This is a genomic window from Bacillus sp. FSL K6-3200, assembly GCF_038630485.1.
In the GTDB taxonomy this organism is placed as follows: domain Bacteria; phylum Bacillota; class Bacilli; order Bacillales; family Bacillaceae; genus Bacillus; species Bacillus safensis.
Genome location: NZ_CP152032.1, coordinates 427,427 through 440,139 on the forward strand (window position 1 = coordinate 427,427; position 12,713 = coordinate 440,139).

A 12,713-nucleotide genomic window follows, 5' to 3' on the forward strand; every position below is an offset into this window, starting at 1 on the left:
CAATATCATGTATTACGGTTATTACGACTACTCGCCATATGACATGCGCCAAAACACAAGAATCATTGCAGACCTTGAAAAAGCAATCAATGGTGAATATTCTGCGATCCAATGTTACGAAAAACTTGCCCAAAGAGCAAAAACTCCTGAGGCAAAAAAAATCATTCAAGAAATACGCCAGGATGAAGTCAGACACTATCAACTATTTTCAAAGCTATATTATTCTCTAACAGGTAAAAACCACAAACCAAGCGTAACAGAACCTTGTCCAGATCAATTTAGAGAAGGGCTTCTTTTCGCATTTAAAGATGAACAAAAAACGGTCGATTTTTACTTAACGGTATCAGATTATGTCCGGGATCAAGGAACAAAAGAGCTGATGAAACGTATCGCTCAAGATGAACAGCAGCATGCTGTATGGTTTTTATATCTTTTAACGCACCATGTGTCTTAGATAGTCCTATTTTAATAGGAGATCGTATGTTCCGTCAAAAAATGAAATTGTCTTTTTATTCATTCAATCTATAAAATAAAGGACGATTCTCAGCAAACCTCTCATCTCTTTCACTTTTTCAAACGTGAAAACGACAATTTGATAAATAAAAAAACTCCTCTGCCACAAATAGCAGAAGGAGTTTTTTTCATGATCGTTTAATGAAATTTTGCTTCATTGCTTTGCTGCTGATGTTTCAGCATCCCATCAATGGACAGCATCTTACTGCCGCTAAGTGTTAAATAAAGCGCCATGACGAGCAGCGATAGTTCAAATTCATAACCGCCAACAAATCCTTTAGAAAAACCAACCGTAATAATCGCCACAGCCATAATTGGTACAAATAATGCTGCGAAAATACGTGTTCCTAGACCTAAAATCAAGGCGATACCACCGACCAGCTCAATAGTCTTCACAATATAGGCCATAAATTCCGGTATACCGATTTGTCCAAAGAATGCCGCTGTTCCTCCCAGACCTCCTTGATATGCCTGAAGTCCGTGTAGAAAGAAGATAATACCTAAAATAACACGTACGAAAAGTGTTCCTATTTCTTGATTCGTTTTCATATAGTGATTTCCTCCTGTTTTTACACTACATAATGTAATGTTAATAAGTAAAAAAAATTAGTAATTTAGGTTAAGCATAATCATTAAGGCCACCATGAGAATGGTGGATGTGACAATGGGAATGATGGGTACATTGAAAGGAATATTGTATGTTGGGTTTAAGATCTTCTGTATTCTTAAATTCAATGCCCGATCTCCAAAGGATACCGCAAACTTCGTTTGTTTTTGAAACTGAGTTCTCTTTTTAATGAGTTTCAAAAGGGCTTGCCCTACTCCAAGCTCAGTGCCTGTCTGCCGAATCGCATAGTCATCTGCGATCACTTCACGAAAAACGGAATAGCTTTGTCTCATATGCTTTAACACCGGAATGTACCAAATAACTTTTGTGAGCATTGAGAATGTGAAGGCCTTTAAAGGATCATAGCTGTATTTATGGTGCAATTCATGATGAACAACAGCGTCAATCTCCTCTTCATCCAGCATATCCATGAGAGACGTTGATAAGTAGACCTTTGGGTGAAGCATCCCCATGGCGAAAGCAAGCGGTTCATGACAATGAAACACAATGATGTCGTTTGCATATTTCTCAGATAAAGATTCGGTCGACTGGTGATCGACTGCAAGCATCAGATTTTGCTTGAATTGAATGTACGTTTTGATTTGTTTCGTCATATAGAAAATCGCAAATCCCAACGTGTAGAGGACTAAAGCATCAAGGAAATATTTCAAAGGAGTGAATCCATAGAATTCGAGAACAGACTGGCATACATGAATCAGATTATATGTTTGATTCCAGCCAAAAAAGCTTGAAAGCACGTAATACCCCATCTGATAAAAAATCGTTAAACCAATCAATATACCGCCTAAAAATAGCAGACTCGATTTCATTTTATTCATTTTGCTGCTCCTCTTTTTTGGATGCCAGCCTCGCTTCAAGCACTTTGAGTAATTCAGGGTCAGCACTTTCAATTGCATCCACCATATGATTCACTGCCAGTGGACCAAAATCGTCCATCAGCCCTTGCGTAATCCATTTTGTCTGCTCATTTAGAAATTCTTCTTTTGTTAAAATGGGATTATAAATAGATGAACGCCCTTTTGTTTTCTTCTCCACAATTCCCTTTTCGGTTAAGCGGTTCAGCACAGTCATCACCGTGTTGAAATTAATCGGCTTTTCATCTGACAGCTTCTGCTGCACTTCTTTAATCGGCATATCCTCACCTTGATAAAGGATTTCCATAATTCTTCCCTCTAAAGGACCGAAAAAACGATTCAATCCCTTTTCATTATATTTAAATGAAGGAATTTTCATGTAATCACCTCACACTATGTAGTGTAGTGTAATTGAAAATGATAGTCAACTGATAACTAAAATAGGGGAAAATCGTTGTATATTGTTTTTGTTTTTGGTAAAAATTATATCTTCACTTTTATCAAGATGCTGTCAGGCTCTTGATAAGATAATCTTATGAAAAAGGTAAAAAAATTCGTATTTTATTTATAGAGACTTTTGTATTATAGTAAAGATAACAACATTTCACTTACTGAACAAATTTATAGGAAGAAGGTTTACATGTGATGAAACAAGGAAACAGCCTTCGAACCGATCTCATTTTGATCGCGATAAGCGGTTTAGGTGGATTTCTTTTGTCTTTAACAGGAATGTCTATTGGCTGGATGGTCGGTACATTAATCACAGCTGCATTTATTGCCATGCGACGTCCCTCCCTGTTTCAGCGTAAAGAAAACAACACCTTGCGTATTCACAGCAGATGGCTACTCCTTGGTCAATTTATTCTCGGAATCGAACTCGGACAGAAAATGAACATGAAAGTTCTTCATATTTTCGCTGAACATTGGCTCCCTGTGAGTTTCATGCTCGTTTTTTCTATTCTACTGGCGATGCTCTCTGGCTTTGCCTTATGGAAGCTGAGTAAAACAGATATGCTGACCAGCTTTGTCGGAACAGCCCCAGGCGGTTTATCTGCTATGCCAGGGATTGCCCAAGAGGTTGGAGCAAATACAGCCGTTGTCAGTCTCGTACAAACAACACGTGTATTAATGGTGGTACTCACCATCCCATTTACGGTGTTCTATTTAAATACAAAAAATCCAGCGGATGCAGCTGCAGGCGTGCAAGGGAGCGCCTTTTCATCCGGCGTTTTCACCCTGTCAAATATCTCGTGGACTGCTGCACTTATTTTAGGTGCCTGGCTTATGTCACGCCTCGCGGTTCGGCTTCATTTCCCTGCCCCTTGGCTGATTGGGAGCATGTTAGGAGTTGCAGCTCTTCAAGTAGGTGCAGGTGCTCTCATAGGTCATGATTTGATTCCTTATTGGCCAGCACAAGCGAATATCGCATCACAGGTATTTCTAGGTGCAACCATCGGTTCAAAAATGAATAAACAGATGTTTGTCGGGCTTAAAAACACGTTAATTGTAGCTGTCGTCAGCTCAGCTGGACTGATTGCTGCAACGGTTCTCAGTTCAATTGCCATTGCAGAGGTCACAGGCATTTCTGTCATTACAGCCATTCTTGCCTTTTCGCCTGGCGGTATTGCAGAAATGGCAACAACAGCAGTCACACTCCATGAGGACTCAACCTTTGTAGTAGCTGTACAAGTTGTTAGAATCATTCTTGTCATTGCGATGCTGCCACCGTTTTTTCGTTTCTTACATCATGTCTGGGCGAAAAGACATCCTGAATATAAAGCCGCAAAATAAAAAAGAGACGCTTTGCATGTGCAGAGCGCCTCTTTTTTTATTCATCCTGATTTCTTTTGACACCAACTACTTGATCCTTTGAAATCGTTCCAAAATGCCGGCTGTCGAAGCTATGTATTCGGTTATCTCCGATTACGAAGTAATGATTTTTTTTGATTTTATCTTGTCCTGTGATGGCTTTCAGCTGAAAATCTCCTGTCAGGACATTCCCCATTTTATGTTTTTTCTGCTCTTTTAAATACGGTTCTTTCCATTTTGCCCCATCGACAAATAACTGATCATCTACATACTTGATTGATTCTCCTGGAAGTCCAATGACCCGTTTGATCAAAATTTGATTTTTGGGTCCGTGAAATAACACATAATCAAACCGGCTAATTTTCGTGAGTTTTGGCGAGAACTTGTTGATTAATAATTCTGTTCCATCTGTAAATGTGGGGTCCATACTAACCCCTTCTACTTTATACTTCACAAACATGAAATTCTTTACCTGGAACAATAAGACGATGCATGTAATAATCATCAACCATAGCAATGGCTTCTTTTTCATTAAGAGCCTCCTTTGTCCTCACGCTTGCTCATTCGAATGTTCAACCTATTTTCTACTCTCTTTCCAACATACCATAATAAAACGATAACTAGAACCGCAAAAACACTTCTTAACGGATTCTTTACTAAAGCAGAAAGATCATAACCGATAAAACTAATGATAAAGAGCATGACACACTTACCAGCTAAAGCAGCTAGTGCAAATTGCCACATGCTAATTCTTGATAAGCCTGCTACTACATTGACGGCAGCAGAAGGTGTAAAAGGAAAGCAGAGTAAAATAAATAACGGACCGAATCCCCGCTTCTCCACCCAAAGCATCAATTTCTTAATAGAAGGGTGTCTGCTAATAAAGTTCAGCATTCTCATCTGTCCAAATTTTCTGATCAGTAAAAAGACAAGAATAGACCCTGCACTTGCACCGATCCAGGTTAATAAAAAGCCTTCCCAAAGGCCGAATGCATTTGCATTTGCCACCGCAAACGCCACGAGTGGTAAAAACGGAAGAAATGCTTCAATCAGAGGAAGCAATATAGCAACAATTGGTCCAAAGGCCTTGTAGCTTTCAAAAAATGATGTGATATTTTCATGAGTAAATAGAGAAAGAAATGATGTCAACTTGTTTGACTCCTTCAATTTTTGTCTACATTTCATTTTACATGGAAAACATAAAAATATACAAATAAATCCCCCTCGCCCCCTTGAGATTGTTTGACTCATTCGATATAATAAATAGGAACACTTGTTCTATTTTTAAAGAAAGCAGGCTTGGACATGACGAGACTATCAAGAATACAGCTTCAGATGATGGAACAGGCCATCTTTCTCCCAATGGTCATCTCCATCCTCAATCGTGATCTGACACACTTAAAACAACATCAAACATTTAAATTAAATGAACCATACATTCAGCTTGTGACCTCCGTGTTAAAGGAAGCACAGAAAGCACTTTACGAACTGAAGCAGCATTTACGTAAAGAAAACATGAAGGTACAGCAAATTGAACACGATGAAGGATTCACAACGTATCTATTTATCATAAATGGCTATGAAGAAAAGCATAAATACTTTAATCCGCGTATACGTCATCGAGTAGAGGAACTGCTGACTGGTTATTTTCTGCATCAAGCAAATTAATTTCTTGCTGAAATGCGGCGTGGTACCCATTCAAAGAAAAAAGCCTGCCGCGGCGGCAGGCTCCTTCTTATTTATGATAATTCAAGCTGTTTTCTCAGATCTGTTCTGACTTCTTCTAATCCTGGTCCATCTAACTCAAAGTAATACACATTCCCAGGCTGATAATCATGGCCCTTTAGCTGAATCGTATCCACTGATTTCAATGAGCTCAGTAATGGAAAAAGACCGATGAACTGTTTCATGGAAAGATTGGTTGAGACATTATCACCAAGCGTATCAATGATGTTGTCGTATGACGGGATCGAAGAAATCGATTTAGATTTTTCAAAGATGGCTTGAAGTGCTTCCATTTGGCGCTTTCCGCGCATGAGGTCACTGTCTGCTTTTCTCGTTCTCACAAAGGCTAAAGCTTCTTCACCATTTAACGTATGTGTTCCTGTTTGCACATGAACTTTCCCTTTTGAATCCTTTTCCATTTGTTTTGCGATACCTTCATCTTTAATCGTTACGTCAATTCCATTTAGCTCATCCACAATGTCTTGAAACGCCTTAAAGTTCCCTGAAATCACATAGTCTACAGGAATGTTCAACAAGTTTTCGACCGTTTTGACTGACAAATCTGCACTCCCAAACGCATGGGCGTGAGCAATTTTATCATATCCTCTCCCCGGTATATCCACATAAGCATCCCGAGGAATACTGAGAAGCTTAATGGTTTTGTCTGTTCGATTCACCGCCGCCAGTAAGACCGCATCACTTCTTGCTTCGTCTACCGTTTCACCTGGACGGCTGTCAATTCCAAGCAGCAGCACCGAAAAGCTGTCCTTTCCTGGATCAAAAGCTTTCACACGCTTTTGCGAGGTGTCTCCTCTTTCTAATGATACTTGCGCCTTATTCGACGCTTTTGAAATTTTATAGTATGCGTATCCAGTCACGGACACTGCCATCACCATGACAAATGCCATAATAAACAGCACGGCTTTTACCCAAGGCCTTAGTCTTCTTTTTGATCTTTTTTCCTTCATCCTTTCCGAACCCTCACTCTATCTTAGTCTATCAATGTAGGTTCCACTATAACATATTTTGATGAAAGTTTCCTGCATGCAACATATTTTTATGAATCCACAATAAAAAATCAGCAGAGGGCTCACCTATTGACAATCTATTGAAACATTCAAGAACCGAAAACTCAAAAAACAGCCTGCGGCAGTGGCTGTTTTTTTCATCATGATTGAATAGTCAATTGAAATTGTCCATTCAGTTCTTCTTCTGCTTCTTGAAATAACTGACGCAAGTTCTCAGCATAATCACCAAGAGCGTCTTTGCTCGTTTGAAAATTCACCCATGTCAGTTCTACTGGAAGAGTCACCTCTCCTGTCAAACAGTCCCAAAGGGCATCAAGATTTTTTCCGTAATAGTCAGGAAGGTGTAAAACTGTTTTTAGCTGGTCATGAAGCTCTTCTTGCGACCTGCACGCTGCGCCATCAAGCTGCACTTTTTTCATGTTCATCTTCCCCTCTCCTCTCTATAGTTTAAACGAATTGGAGGAGAAAGAGAAAGATGGACATCTTACTTTTGTTTCTGTCTGACACCTGAGATCAATAGAATGAGGCAGGCAGCCAAAACGAGCAAGAAAAAGAGGGCTAATACGAGCTGAGTACCGTATACATCAGCAAAGAGTCCAACAAAAACACTCGGAATACCAAGTCCTAAATAAGCAAACAAGTAATACCCTGCAACGGCTCTAGCCGCCTCCTTTTTCCCTCGCTCAACAATGAGCTGAAGTCCACCTAAATAAGTAAATCCATAGCAGGCAGTACCCGCCAGCATCGTTCCGGCAAGCACAAGGAAGATAGACCCGCTGCTTGCACCGTATAGCAAGAGGCCATATCCGCAGGGAAGACAGATAAACCCCGCAAGGAGCGCTGTACTGCTATTCATCTTGCGCACAAAGGGCTGCATCAGGACACCTGCCATATTAATTAAAAAGAGCGCCGGCCCTACCCACAATTCATAACCATTTAATTTAAGCTGTGCTGGCAAAATCGAAATGACCAGGCCGCACACCGACCATGCGATAGCAATGGCTGCATTCGCCGGCATTGTTCCTTTTGGAAATCTTGGCATATTCATTATCGGTTTACCTGAATCTCCTTGAACAGGCGGCACGAAAAAGAAGACACCCACAATGGTTAAAATCAAAAAGGCCAGCACAATCCAATAGCTAAGCGGCGTGAACGACACACGCTGAAAAGATAGAAGTGCCGTAAAAAGAGCACCGCCCCCAAATCCAACCGAACTGCATAATGCAATAAAAGTTGGAATCCAGCCTGACTTCTCTGGATATAAAGCAATTAAATATGCGGTGCATGTTCCAACACTAAGACCAAGTCCGACTCCTTGCAGCAGCCTGGCAGCAAAGAGCATCTGTATGGAAGGGTGCACAATCATCAACAAGGTGGCACATAACGAAAAACTAAGGGCGACCAATAAAATCGGTTTGCGACCAGACCGGTCTGAAATGCCGCCAAGAAAAAGCAAAACTGGAATGAGTCCGAAGACATACGCGGCAAATACAAGTGCTGTTGCTGCCTTTCCGTACCCTGCTTGTTCTGCATACGCCGTATAAAGGGGCACTTGCAGATTCACAGCAATCGTAATCATAAAAAGACCAAGTAAAACGAAAATAAACGGGATGATGGATAGGTGTGCCGTTTCTTCTTTGGATGCTGGGATCATTTGACTCTCTCCTCTATGTCATTGCATATGAGAACAGTGTACACACCATTTGGCTTACTTTCTACATCCAAAAATGACACTATTGACCAGTCCATAATTCCGTGTCATCATCAACTTATGATGTGAAAACGAGAGAAGGTGCACGATGTATATTCATTTAGACCGTTCAAGCGCTACCCCGCTCTGGCAGCAAATCGTAACTGAGATCATTCAAAAAATTCATTCAAAAAAACTGCATCCCGACGATCAGTTAACACCGACCAGAGTGTTGGCTCAGGAGCTTAATGTATCAAGATCCACCGTACAGCTTGCCTACGATGAGCTGCTGGCAAGAGGCTACGTCAGCACATCTAGAAGAGGTGGTACAAAGATCATTTCAAGTGATCAATATACAGCTTCTCCTCCCCATCAAAGTGAACCGCCTTTCTTACCTCCGATCAGACCTCACTTTGAAGAGGCCGAAAAACAAATGGATCATTGGCTGTCAGCCAATCAATTTCATGAGAAGCTTGATATTGATTTTCGACATCAAGAGCCAGCCATCGACGACCACTTTCAAAACATATGGAAACGCTCGCTCATGAAAGCATTACAGCGATTAGATATGAAGGATTGGGGCTATTCCTCTCCGCATGGATTATGGGAAGTGCGTTCAGAAATACGCCAATACTTATCTGTTGAACGCGGGATCGATGTAGAAGAAGATCAAATGGTGTTAACGGGTGGCACGCAGCAAGCCATTGATTTAATTTCACAGGTATTGCTTAAAAAAGGTGATACGGTGGCTGTTGAAGATCCAGGTTTCCCTGGGGCAAGGCTGTCGTTTATGCATCGCGAAATGAACATTCACCCCGCACCAGTTGATGAAGAAGGAATGGTGGTGAATACATTGCCTCGGCGAACAAAACTGATTGCTGTGACGCCCTCCCATCAGCGTCCAACTGGTGTATGTATGAGTGTAAACAGAAGGCAGCAGCTGCTGAAGTTTGCTGTCAGCCATCAGTCTTATATATTAGAGGACGATTTTGATGGAGATTATCGTTACCATGGCGGGCCGCTCCCTACCCTATTTTCAGAAGCACCCGACCATGTGATTTACATCTTAAGCTTCTCAAAAGTGCTGGCACCTGGCATCCGCCTAGCTGCCATTATCGGCTCCAAAGCCGTCATGAAAGAAATTGCCGCACTGCAATCACTCATTCAAAGACAGCTGCCCATTATGGAACAAATCACACTCGCTTCTTTTTTCAAAGAAGGAGAATTCACGCGGTATGTCAGGCGAATGAGACAGCTATATAAAAAAAGACAGGCAGCCATGATGGAAGCCCTTTTGTCACATCACTTTGACAAACACTTCCGTATCTATGGAACCGATACGGGTCTTCATGTCTTTTTAGAAGGAGCGCAAGTCTTTGATGAAAAAGGGAACATTGAGGCAGCAAAAGCAGCTGGCGTTGGCATTTATCCATTAAGTCCTTATTGTTTTGAAAGCAACCGAAAGGGATTACTGCTAGGATTCGCCTGTACCGACGAAAGCATGATTCAAGAGGGCGTTCACCGTTTAAAGAAAATACTTCACATCTAAAAAAGCCTGGAAGTAAACCTTCCGGGCTTTTTTAGGATGATTGCTGAATCTGACCTACTTCTTCAATAAATGCAGCTGTCTGCTGCAAGCCATCCTGAAAATGATGGGTGGCGGAAATAAACAGCTTCTCTTGATCGGGATGCTTCAAGAGCTTTTCCACCTTACTGATCCCTTTTTCAAAGGAAGTAAGACCTGTCTTTAATTGTTGATCGGCCTTTTGATAAGTGGCTGGAACTTCTTGATGATCAAGCCCTTTTTGAATCACACGATCAAATGCTTTCGTCGCTTCTGTCAATTTTTTATTTGTTTGGATCTTTCCATGTCCATCTGAGATAAACTGATCGGTCATCTTATCATATGCTTCATTTAACTCATCCATATAAGACTGAACCCATTGTTCATAAGCAGCTTCTTTCGTGTCTTGGTTTGAAGGCGATTGACCTGCTTGCTGACAGGCTGCTAGTAATGTCACTGTTAGGATAAATAGCAGCACCAAATGTGATTGTTTTTTCATACAGAGCCTCCATTTCTTTATCCCATTCGTTCATATCGGTCAAATATGAGCATCCTTTACCACATAAGAATTCTTTGCAAGAAATAATTTCTTTTATTGTAACAGACAAGCTCGTGTCACTTCTGTGATTTATGAGTAAATGGATGAAAACACGTCTAAGGATTCACATTTCCCTGTCATTTCCCAATACGACCAATAGACGACGAGACATACGTATTTGGTTTCAATGAATTCATCTTTATGATGTATTGGCGCCTTTTTGCATTGCATCCATGCTTGATAAGAGGTCCAGCGGCTGCTCTGCCGCTGGCTTTTGACTAATATCTATTGCGAAGCTCTCTTAATATAAAATCGTATACGAGATTGAGCTGCTGTTCCTTTGGATACAGCATAAATTCTTGTTTCTTAGGAAGACCTCCATCCAGACGATCTTGAAATTTCGTTCGGAGATATGCTGTTCGGTGCACCTGACTCTCAAATGATTTATATGAGACATCAAGTTTGACGGTTTGCTCATTTGTAAAGGTAACCACCGTGTCTCCGAGGGATGATTCTTGGAAGGTATGAATGTATTTGTGGGAGATCCAGCCGCACTGAGGACGGTTGGATGAATAAGTTGGGAAGAAATACAGATGATTGGATGAGTCAATCACAATTGGAGGCTTATGGGATATTCCTGTTACTTCGTATGTTCCCGCCTTTCTGCCTGCATAGCTTGAGCCGAAGAATCTGCAGCTGCGTTCAATAATTTGCAGGGGTTTTAATTCAACGTAAAAGCTTGTCTCTCTTTCTATGACTTTTGAATATACTCTTTTTCCTTCTTCAACTGGAAGGACCGCCATTGTTGTTTGATTAATGACGTATGAATCTAAAGGTGTTTCACTAATTCCTGACACTTCATTTCCTCCTGTGTTAATATTTGGTTATTTAAGATACTATTAATCTATCACCAACATATAAGAAACGACAGGATTTTTTCAAAATTTATTAAAAATCATCTTTTTATCATATTTTTTAGTCCATTCGATCTATCGAAAAGCCATTTTTAAAGATATATCACATCCTGTCGATTGGACAAGAGGTGTCGATTCTGCTCAAAAATAAATTGTCTAAAAATTATAAATTCTTGTTGATTTTTTCTCCGCCAATCCATATACTATAAAAAAGGCATCGGGGGGATTCTTTATGAAAGAGAAAAAAACGTATGCTGAGCTCATGAAGTCCCGCAACACCCAAAAAACCGAAGAAAACGGCGTCACCATTTTAGACATCTATATTCAAATGGTTTTAGATGAAGCGCTTTATAAACAGCGCTTAACCTTCCTAAGAGAAGAGATTGATAAGGCACTGGATCAGCGTGATGAAAAGCGATTCAATGACCTGTCAGCTCAATATGCAGAACACTGCTTACATCAATCATGATGATTTTACTTGCGGCAGAGAGACAGCAACTCGTCTCTTTACCGCAAGTTTTTTGTTTATCCATTTAAAATGGTCCCGCCATTCACATGCAGCATTTGTCCATTCATATAAGATGAGTCTTCGCTCGCTAAAAATAAATAACTTGGCGCTAGCTCTACTGGCTCACCAGGACGTTCCATTGGGACATCTCCGCCAAATTCAGAGACTTCTTTTTCCGTAAAGGTTGATGGAATCAGCGGTGTCCAAATAGGGCCGGGAGCTACCCCATTCACTCTAATCCCTTGTTTAATGAGCGATAAGGATAATGATCTCGTAAAGGTTACGACCGCCCCTTTTGTGGATGAATAATCGATCAATGTTTCATGCCCTTTATAGGCGGTGACAGATGCTGTATTAATGATACTGCTTCCTTTTTTTAAATGAGGAAGAACAGCTTTTGTTAAATAAAACATGGCAAAAATATTCGTTTGAAACGTCCGAAGAAGCTGATGCGAGGTAATTTGCTCAATGCTCTTTTGTGGATGCTGTTCCCCGGCGTTATTCACCAAAATATCAATGGACCCGAAAGCATCTTTTGTTTTTTTGACGACCTCATTTGAAAAAGCCTCATCCCCTAAATCACCTGCAATTAAGATGACACGGCCTCCCGCTTTCTCAATATAGTCCTTCGTCTCCTCGGCATCGCGATGTTCACTTAAGTAAACAATGGCGACATTGGCACCTTCCTTCGCAAATAAGACAGAGACTGCTCTTCCGATCCCGCTGTCTCCTCCAGTCACAATGGCTGTTTTTCCTGCTAACTTTTTGTCCTGCACCTCACGATCAAAGACAGGTCTAGGGTTCATTTTATATTCAAGACCCGGACGTTCATTTTGGTGCTGAGGCGGCAATGTTTTCTTCGGCTGCTTTGTAGACACGTTAGTCACTCCTTCCTTTTATCTTGTTTATTTTTATGTCCTGGCTGCTTTTTTATGTATGACG

At 40.9% G+C, this 12,713-nt stretch carries 16 protein-coding genes; 5 read left to right on the forward strand and 11 right to left on the reverse strand.

What is annotated here, in order from left to right; translation table 11 throughout:
* Window positions 1–7 precede the first annotated feature (7 nt).
* Window positions 8–454 carry a ferritin-like domain-containing protein gene (locus tag MHI60_RS02240; RefSeq protein WP_111290176.1) on the forward strand — a complete coding sequence of 149 codons (447 nt, stop codon included), beginning with the start codon at window positions 8–10 and terminating at the stop codon, window positions 452–454.
* 197 nt (window positions 455–651) lie between these two features.
* On the opposite strand, the gene MHI60_RS02245 is transcribed toward MHI60_RS02240, so the two are convergent.
* Genes MHI60_RS02245 through MHI60_RS02255 form a run of 3 tightly spaced genes read right to left on the reverse strand, consistent with a single transcriptional unit; the run spans window position 652 to window position 2,374 of the window.
* Complete coding sequence (locus MHI60_RS02245; protein WP_025093362.1) at window positions 652–1,062, reverse strand: DoxX family protein; 411 nt, start codon at window positions 1,060–1,062, stop codon at window positions 652–654.
* A gap of 57 nt (window positions 1,063–1,119) precedes the next feature.
* A complete protein-coding gene (locus MHI60_RS02250; RefSeq protein ID WP_095408147.1) occupies window positions 1,120–1,959 on the reverse strand; it encodes a M56 family metallopeptidase in 840 nt (279 codons plus the stop codon).
* Entirely contained in the window at window positions 1,952–2,374 is a 423-nt protein-coding gene (locus MHI60_RS02255) for a BlaI/MecI/CopY family transcriptional regulator (RefSeq protein ID WP_024425495.1), read from the reverse strand. Before MHI60_RS02255 ends, MHI60_RS02250 begins: the two co-directional genes overlap by 8 nt.
* Window positions 2,375–2,640: 266 nt before the next feature.
* On the opposite strand from MHI60_RS02255, the gene MHI60_RS02260 reads away from it, so the two are divergent.
* The gene (locus MHI60_RS02260) at window positions 2,641–3,786 is read left to right on the forward strand and encodes an AbrB family transcriptional regulator (RefSeq protein ID WP_111290180.1); all 1,146 of its coding nucleotides are present in this window, start codon (window positions 2,641–2,643) and stop codon (window positions 3,784–3,786) included.
* A 37-nt stretch (window positions 3,787–3,823) separates the two neighbouring features.
* Here the strand turns inward: MHI60_RS02260 and lepB are convergent, their stop codons facing one another.
* Window positions 3,824–4,336 carry a signal peptidase I gene (gene lepB, locus MHI60_RS02265; protein WP_047202354.1) on the reverse strand — a complete coding sequence of 171 codons (513 nt, stop codon included), beginning with the start codon at window positions 4,334–4,336 and terminating at the stop codon, window positions 3,824–3,826.
* The gene (locus tag MHI60_RS02270) at window positions 4,336–4,953 is read right to left on the reverse strand and encodes a TVP38/TMEM64 family protein (protein ID WP_095408145.1); all 618 of its coding nucleotides are present in this window, start codon (window positions 4,951–4,953) and stop codon (window positions 4,336–4,338) included. The genes lepB and MHI60_RS02270 overlap by 1 nt, the downstream gene beginning before the upstream one ends.
* Before the next feature lie 156 nt (window positions 4,954–5,109).
* Here MHI60_RS02270 and MHI60_RS02275 point away from each other — a divergent pair, with 156 nt between their 5' ends.
* Entirely contained in the window at window positions 5,110–5,472 is a 363-nt protein-coding gene (locus MHI60_RS02275; RefSeq protein WP_024425491.1) for a hypothetical protein, read from the forward strand.
* Between the two features lie 71 nt (window positions 5,473–5,543).
* On the opposite strand, the gene MHI60_RS02280 is transcribed toward MHI60_RS02275, so the two are convergent.
* The 3 genes from MHI60_RS02280 to MHI60_RS02290 all read right to left on the reverse strand — a co-directional run bounded on the left by MHI60_RS02280 (window position 5,544) and on the right by MHI60_RS02290 (window position 8,211).
* The gene (locus tag MHI60_RS02280) at window positions 5,544–6,497 is read right to left on the reverse strand and encodes an LCP family protein (protein WP_095408144.1); all 954 of its coding nucleotides are present in this window, start codon (window positions 6,495–6,497) and stop codon (window positions 5,544–5,546) included.
* A gap of 200 nt (window positions 6,498–6,697) precedes the next feature.
* Window positions 6,698–6,976 carry a barstar family protein gene (locus MHI60_RS02285; RefSeq protein WP_111290257.1) on the reverse strand — a complete coding sequence of 93 codons (279 nt, stop codon included), beginning with the start codon at window positions 6,974–6,976 and terminating at the stop codon, window positions 6,698–6,700.
* A gap of 65 nt (window positions 6,977–7,041) precedes the next feature.
* On the reverse strand, window positions 7,042–8,211 hold the full coding sequence (locus MHI60_RS02290) for an MFS transporter (protein ID WP_144485573.1): 1,170 nt from the start codon (window positions 8,209–8,211) through the stop codon (window positions 7,042–7,044).
* A 145-nt stretch (window positions 8,212–8,356) separates the two neighbouring features.
* Between MHI60_RS02290 and MHI60_RS02295 the strand changes: the two genes are divergently transcribed.
* Window positions 8,357–9,796: a PLP-dependent aminotransferase family protein gene (locus MHI60_RS02295; RefSeq protein ID WP_144485574.1), complete on the forward strand. Its 1,440-nt coding sequence runs from the start codon at window positions 8,357–8,359 to the stop codon at window positions 9,794–9,796.
* 31 nt (window positions 9,797–9,827) lie between these two features.
* On the opposite strand, the gene MHI60_RS02300 is transcribed toward MHI60_RS02295, so the two are convergent.
* Together MHI60_RS02300 and MHI60_RS02305 are read right to left on the reverse strand one after the other, a co-directional pair.
* Window positions 9,828–10,310, reverse strand: a complete 483-nt coding sequence (locus MHI60_RS02300; protein WP_144485576.1) for a hypothetical protein — start codon at window positions 10,308–10,310, stop codon at window positions 9,828–9,830.
* Window positions 10,311–10,627: 317 nt separating this feature from the next.
* Window positions 10,628–11,206 (reverse strand): competence protein ComK, encoded by a 579-nt coding sequence (locus MHI60_RS02305; protein WP_024425481.1) that lies wholly within the window; start codon window positions 11,204–11,206, stop codon window positions 10,628–10,630.
* Between the two features lie 289 nt (window positions 11,207–11,495).
* Here MHI60_RS02305 and MHI60_RS02310 point away from each other — a divergent pair, with 289 nt between their 5' ends.
* Window positions 11,496–11,732 (forward strand): IDEAL domain-containing protein, encoded by a 237-nt coding sequence (locus MHI60_RS02310; protein ID WP_008348804.1) that lies wholly within the window; start codon window positions 11,496–11,498, stop codon window positions 11,730–11,732.
* 56 nt (window positions 11,733–11,788) lie between these two features.
* Here MHI60_RS02310 and MHI60_RS02315 read toward each other — a convergent pair whose 3' ends face one another.
* Window positions 11,789–12,649: an SDR family oxidoreductase gene (locus MHI60_RS02315; protein WP_024425480.1), complete on the reverse strand. Its 861-nt coding sequence runs from the start codon at window positions 12,647–12,649 to the stop codon at window positions 11,789–11,791.
* Window positions 12,650–12,713 lie beyond the last annotated feature (64 nt).

Excerpts from the sequence above, each read along its gene's own strand:
- MHI60_RS02295 (WP_144485574.1), top strand. The coding sequence starts at position 8,357 with ATGTATATTCATTTAGACCGTTCAAGCGCTACCCCGCTCTGGCAGCAA.
- lepB (WP_047202354.1), bottom strand. The coding sequence starts at position 4,336 with ATGAAAAAGAAGCCATTGCTATGGTTGATGATTATTACATGCATCGTC.
- MHI60_RS02250 (WP_095408147.1), bottom strand. The coding sequence starts at position 1,959 with ATGAATAAAATGAAATCGAGTCTGCTATTTTTAGGCGGTATATTGATT.
- MHI60_RS02290 (WP_144485573.1), bottom strand. The coding sequence starts at position 8,211 with ATGATCCCAGCATCCAAAGAAGAAACGGCACACCTATCCATCATCCCG.
- MHI60_RS02300 (WP_144485576.1), bottom strand. The coding sequence starts at position 10,310 with ATGAAAAAACAATCACATTTGGTGCTGCTATTTATCCTAACAGTGACA.
- MHI60_RS02255 (WP_024425495.1), bottom strand. The coding sequence starts at position 2,374 with ATGAAAATTCCTTCATTTAAATATAATGAAAAGGGATTGAATCGTTTT.
- MHI60_RS02285 (WP_111290257.1), bottom strand. The coding sequence starts at position 6,976 with ATGAAAAAAGTGCAGCTTGATGGCGCAGCGTGCAGGTCGCAAGAAGAG.
- MHI60_RS02275 (WP_024425491.1), top strand. The coding sequence starts at position 5,110 with ATGACGAGACTATCAAGAATACAGCTTCAGATGATGGAACAGGCCATC.
- MHI60_RS02280 (WP_095408144.1), bottom strand. The coding sequence starts at position 6,497 with ATGAAGGAAAAAAGATCAAAAAGAAGACTAAGGCCTTGGGTAAAAGCC.
- MHI60_RS02245 (WP_025093362.1), bottom strand. The coding sequence starts at position 1,062 with ATGAAAACGAATCAAGAAATAGGAACACTTTTCGTACGTGTTATTTTA.
- MHI60_RS02260 (WP_111290180.1), top strand. The coding sequence starts at position 2,641 with ATGAAACAAGGAAACAGCCTTCGAACCGATCTCATTTTGATCGCGATA.
- MHI60_RS02240 (WP_111290176.1), top strand. The coding sequence starts at position 8 with ATGTATTACGGTTATTACGACTACTCGCCATATGACATGCGCCAAAAC.
- MHI60_RS02310 (WP_008348804.1), top strand. The coding sequence starts at position 11,496 with ATGAAAGAGAAAAAAACGTATGCTGAGCTCATGAAGTCCCGCAACACC.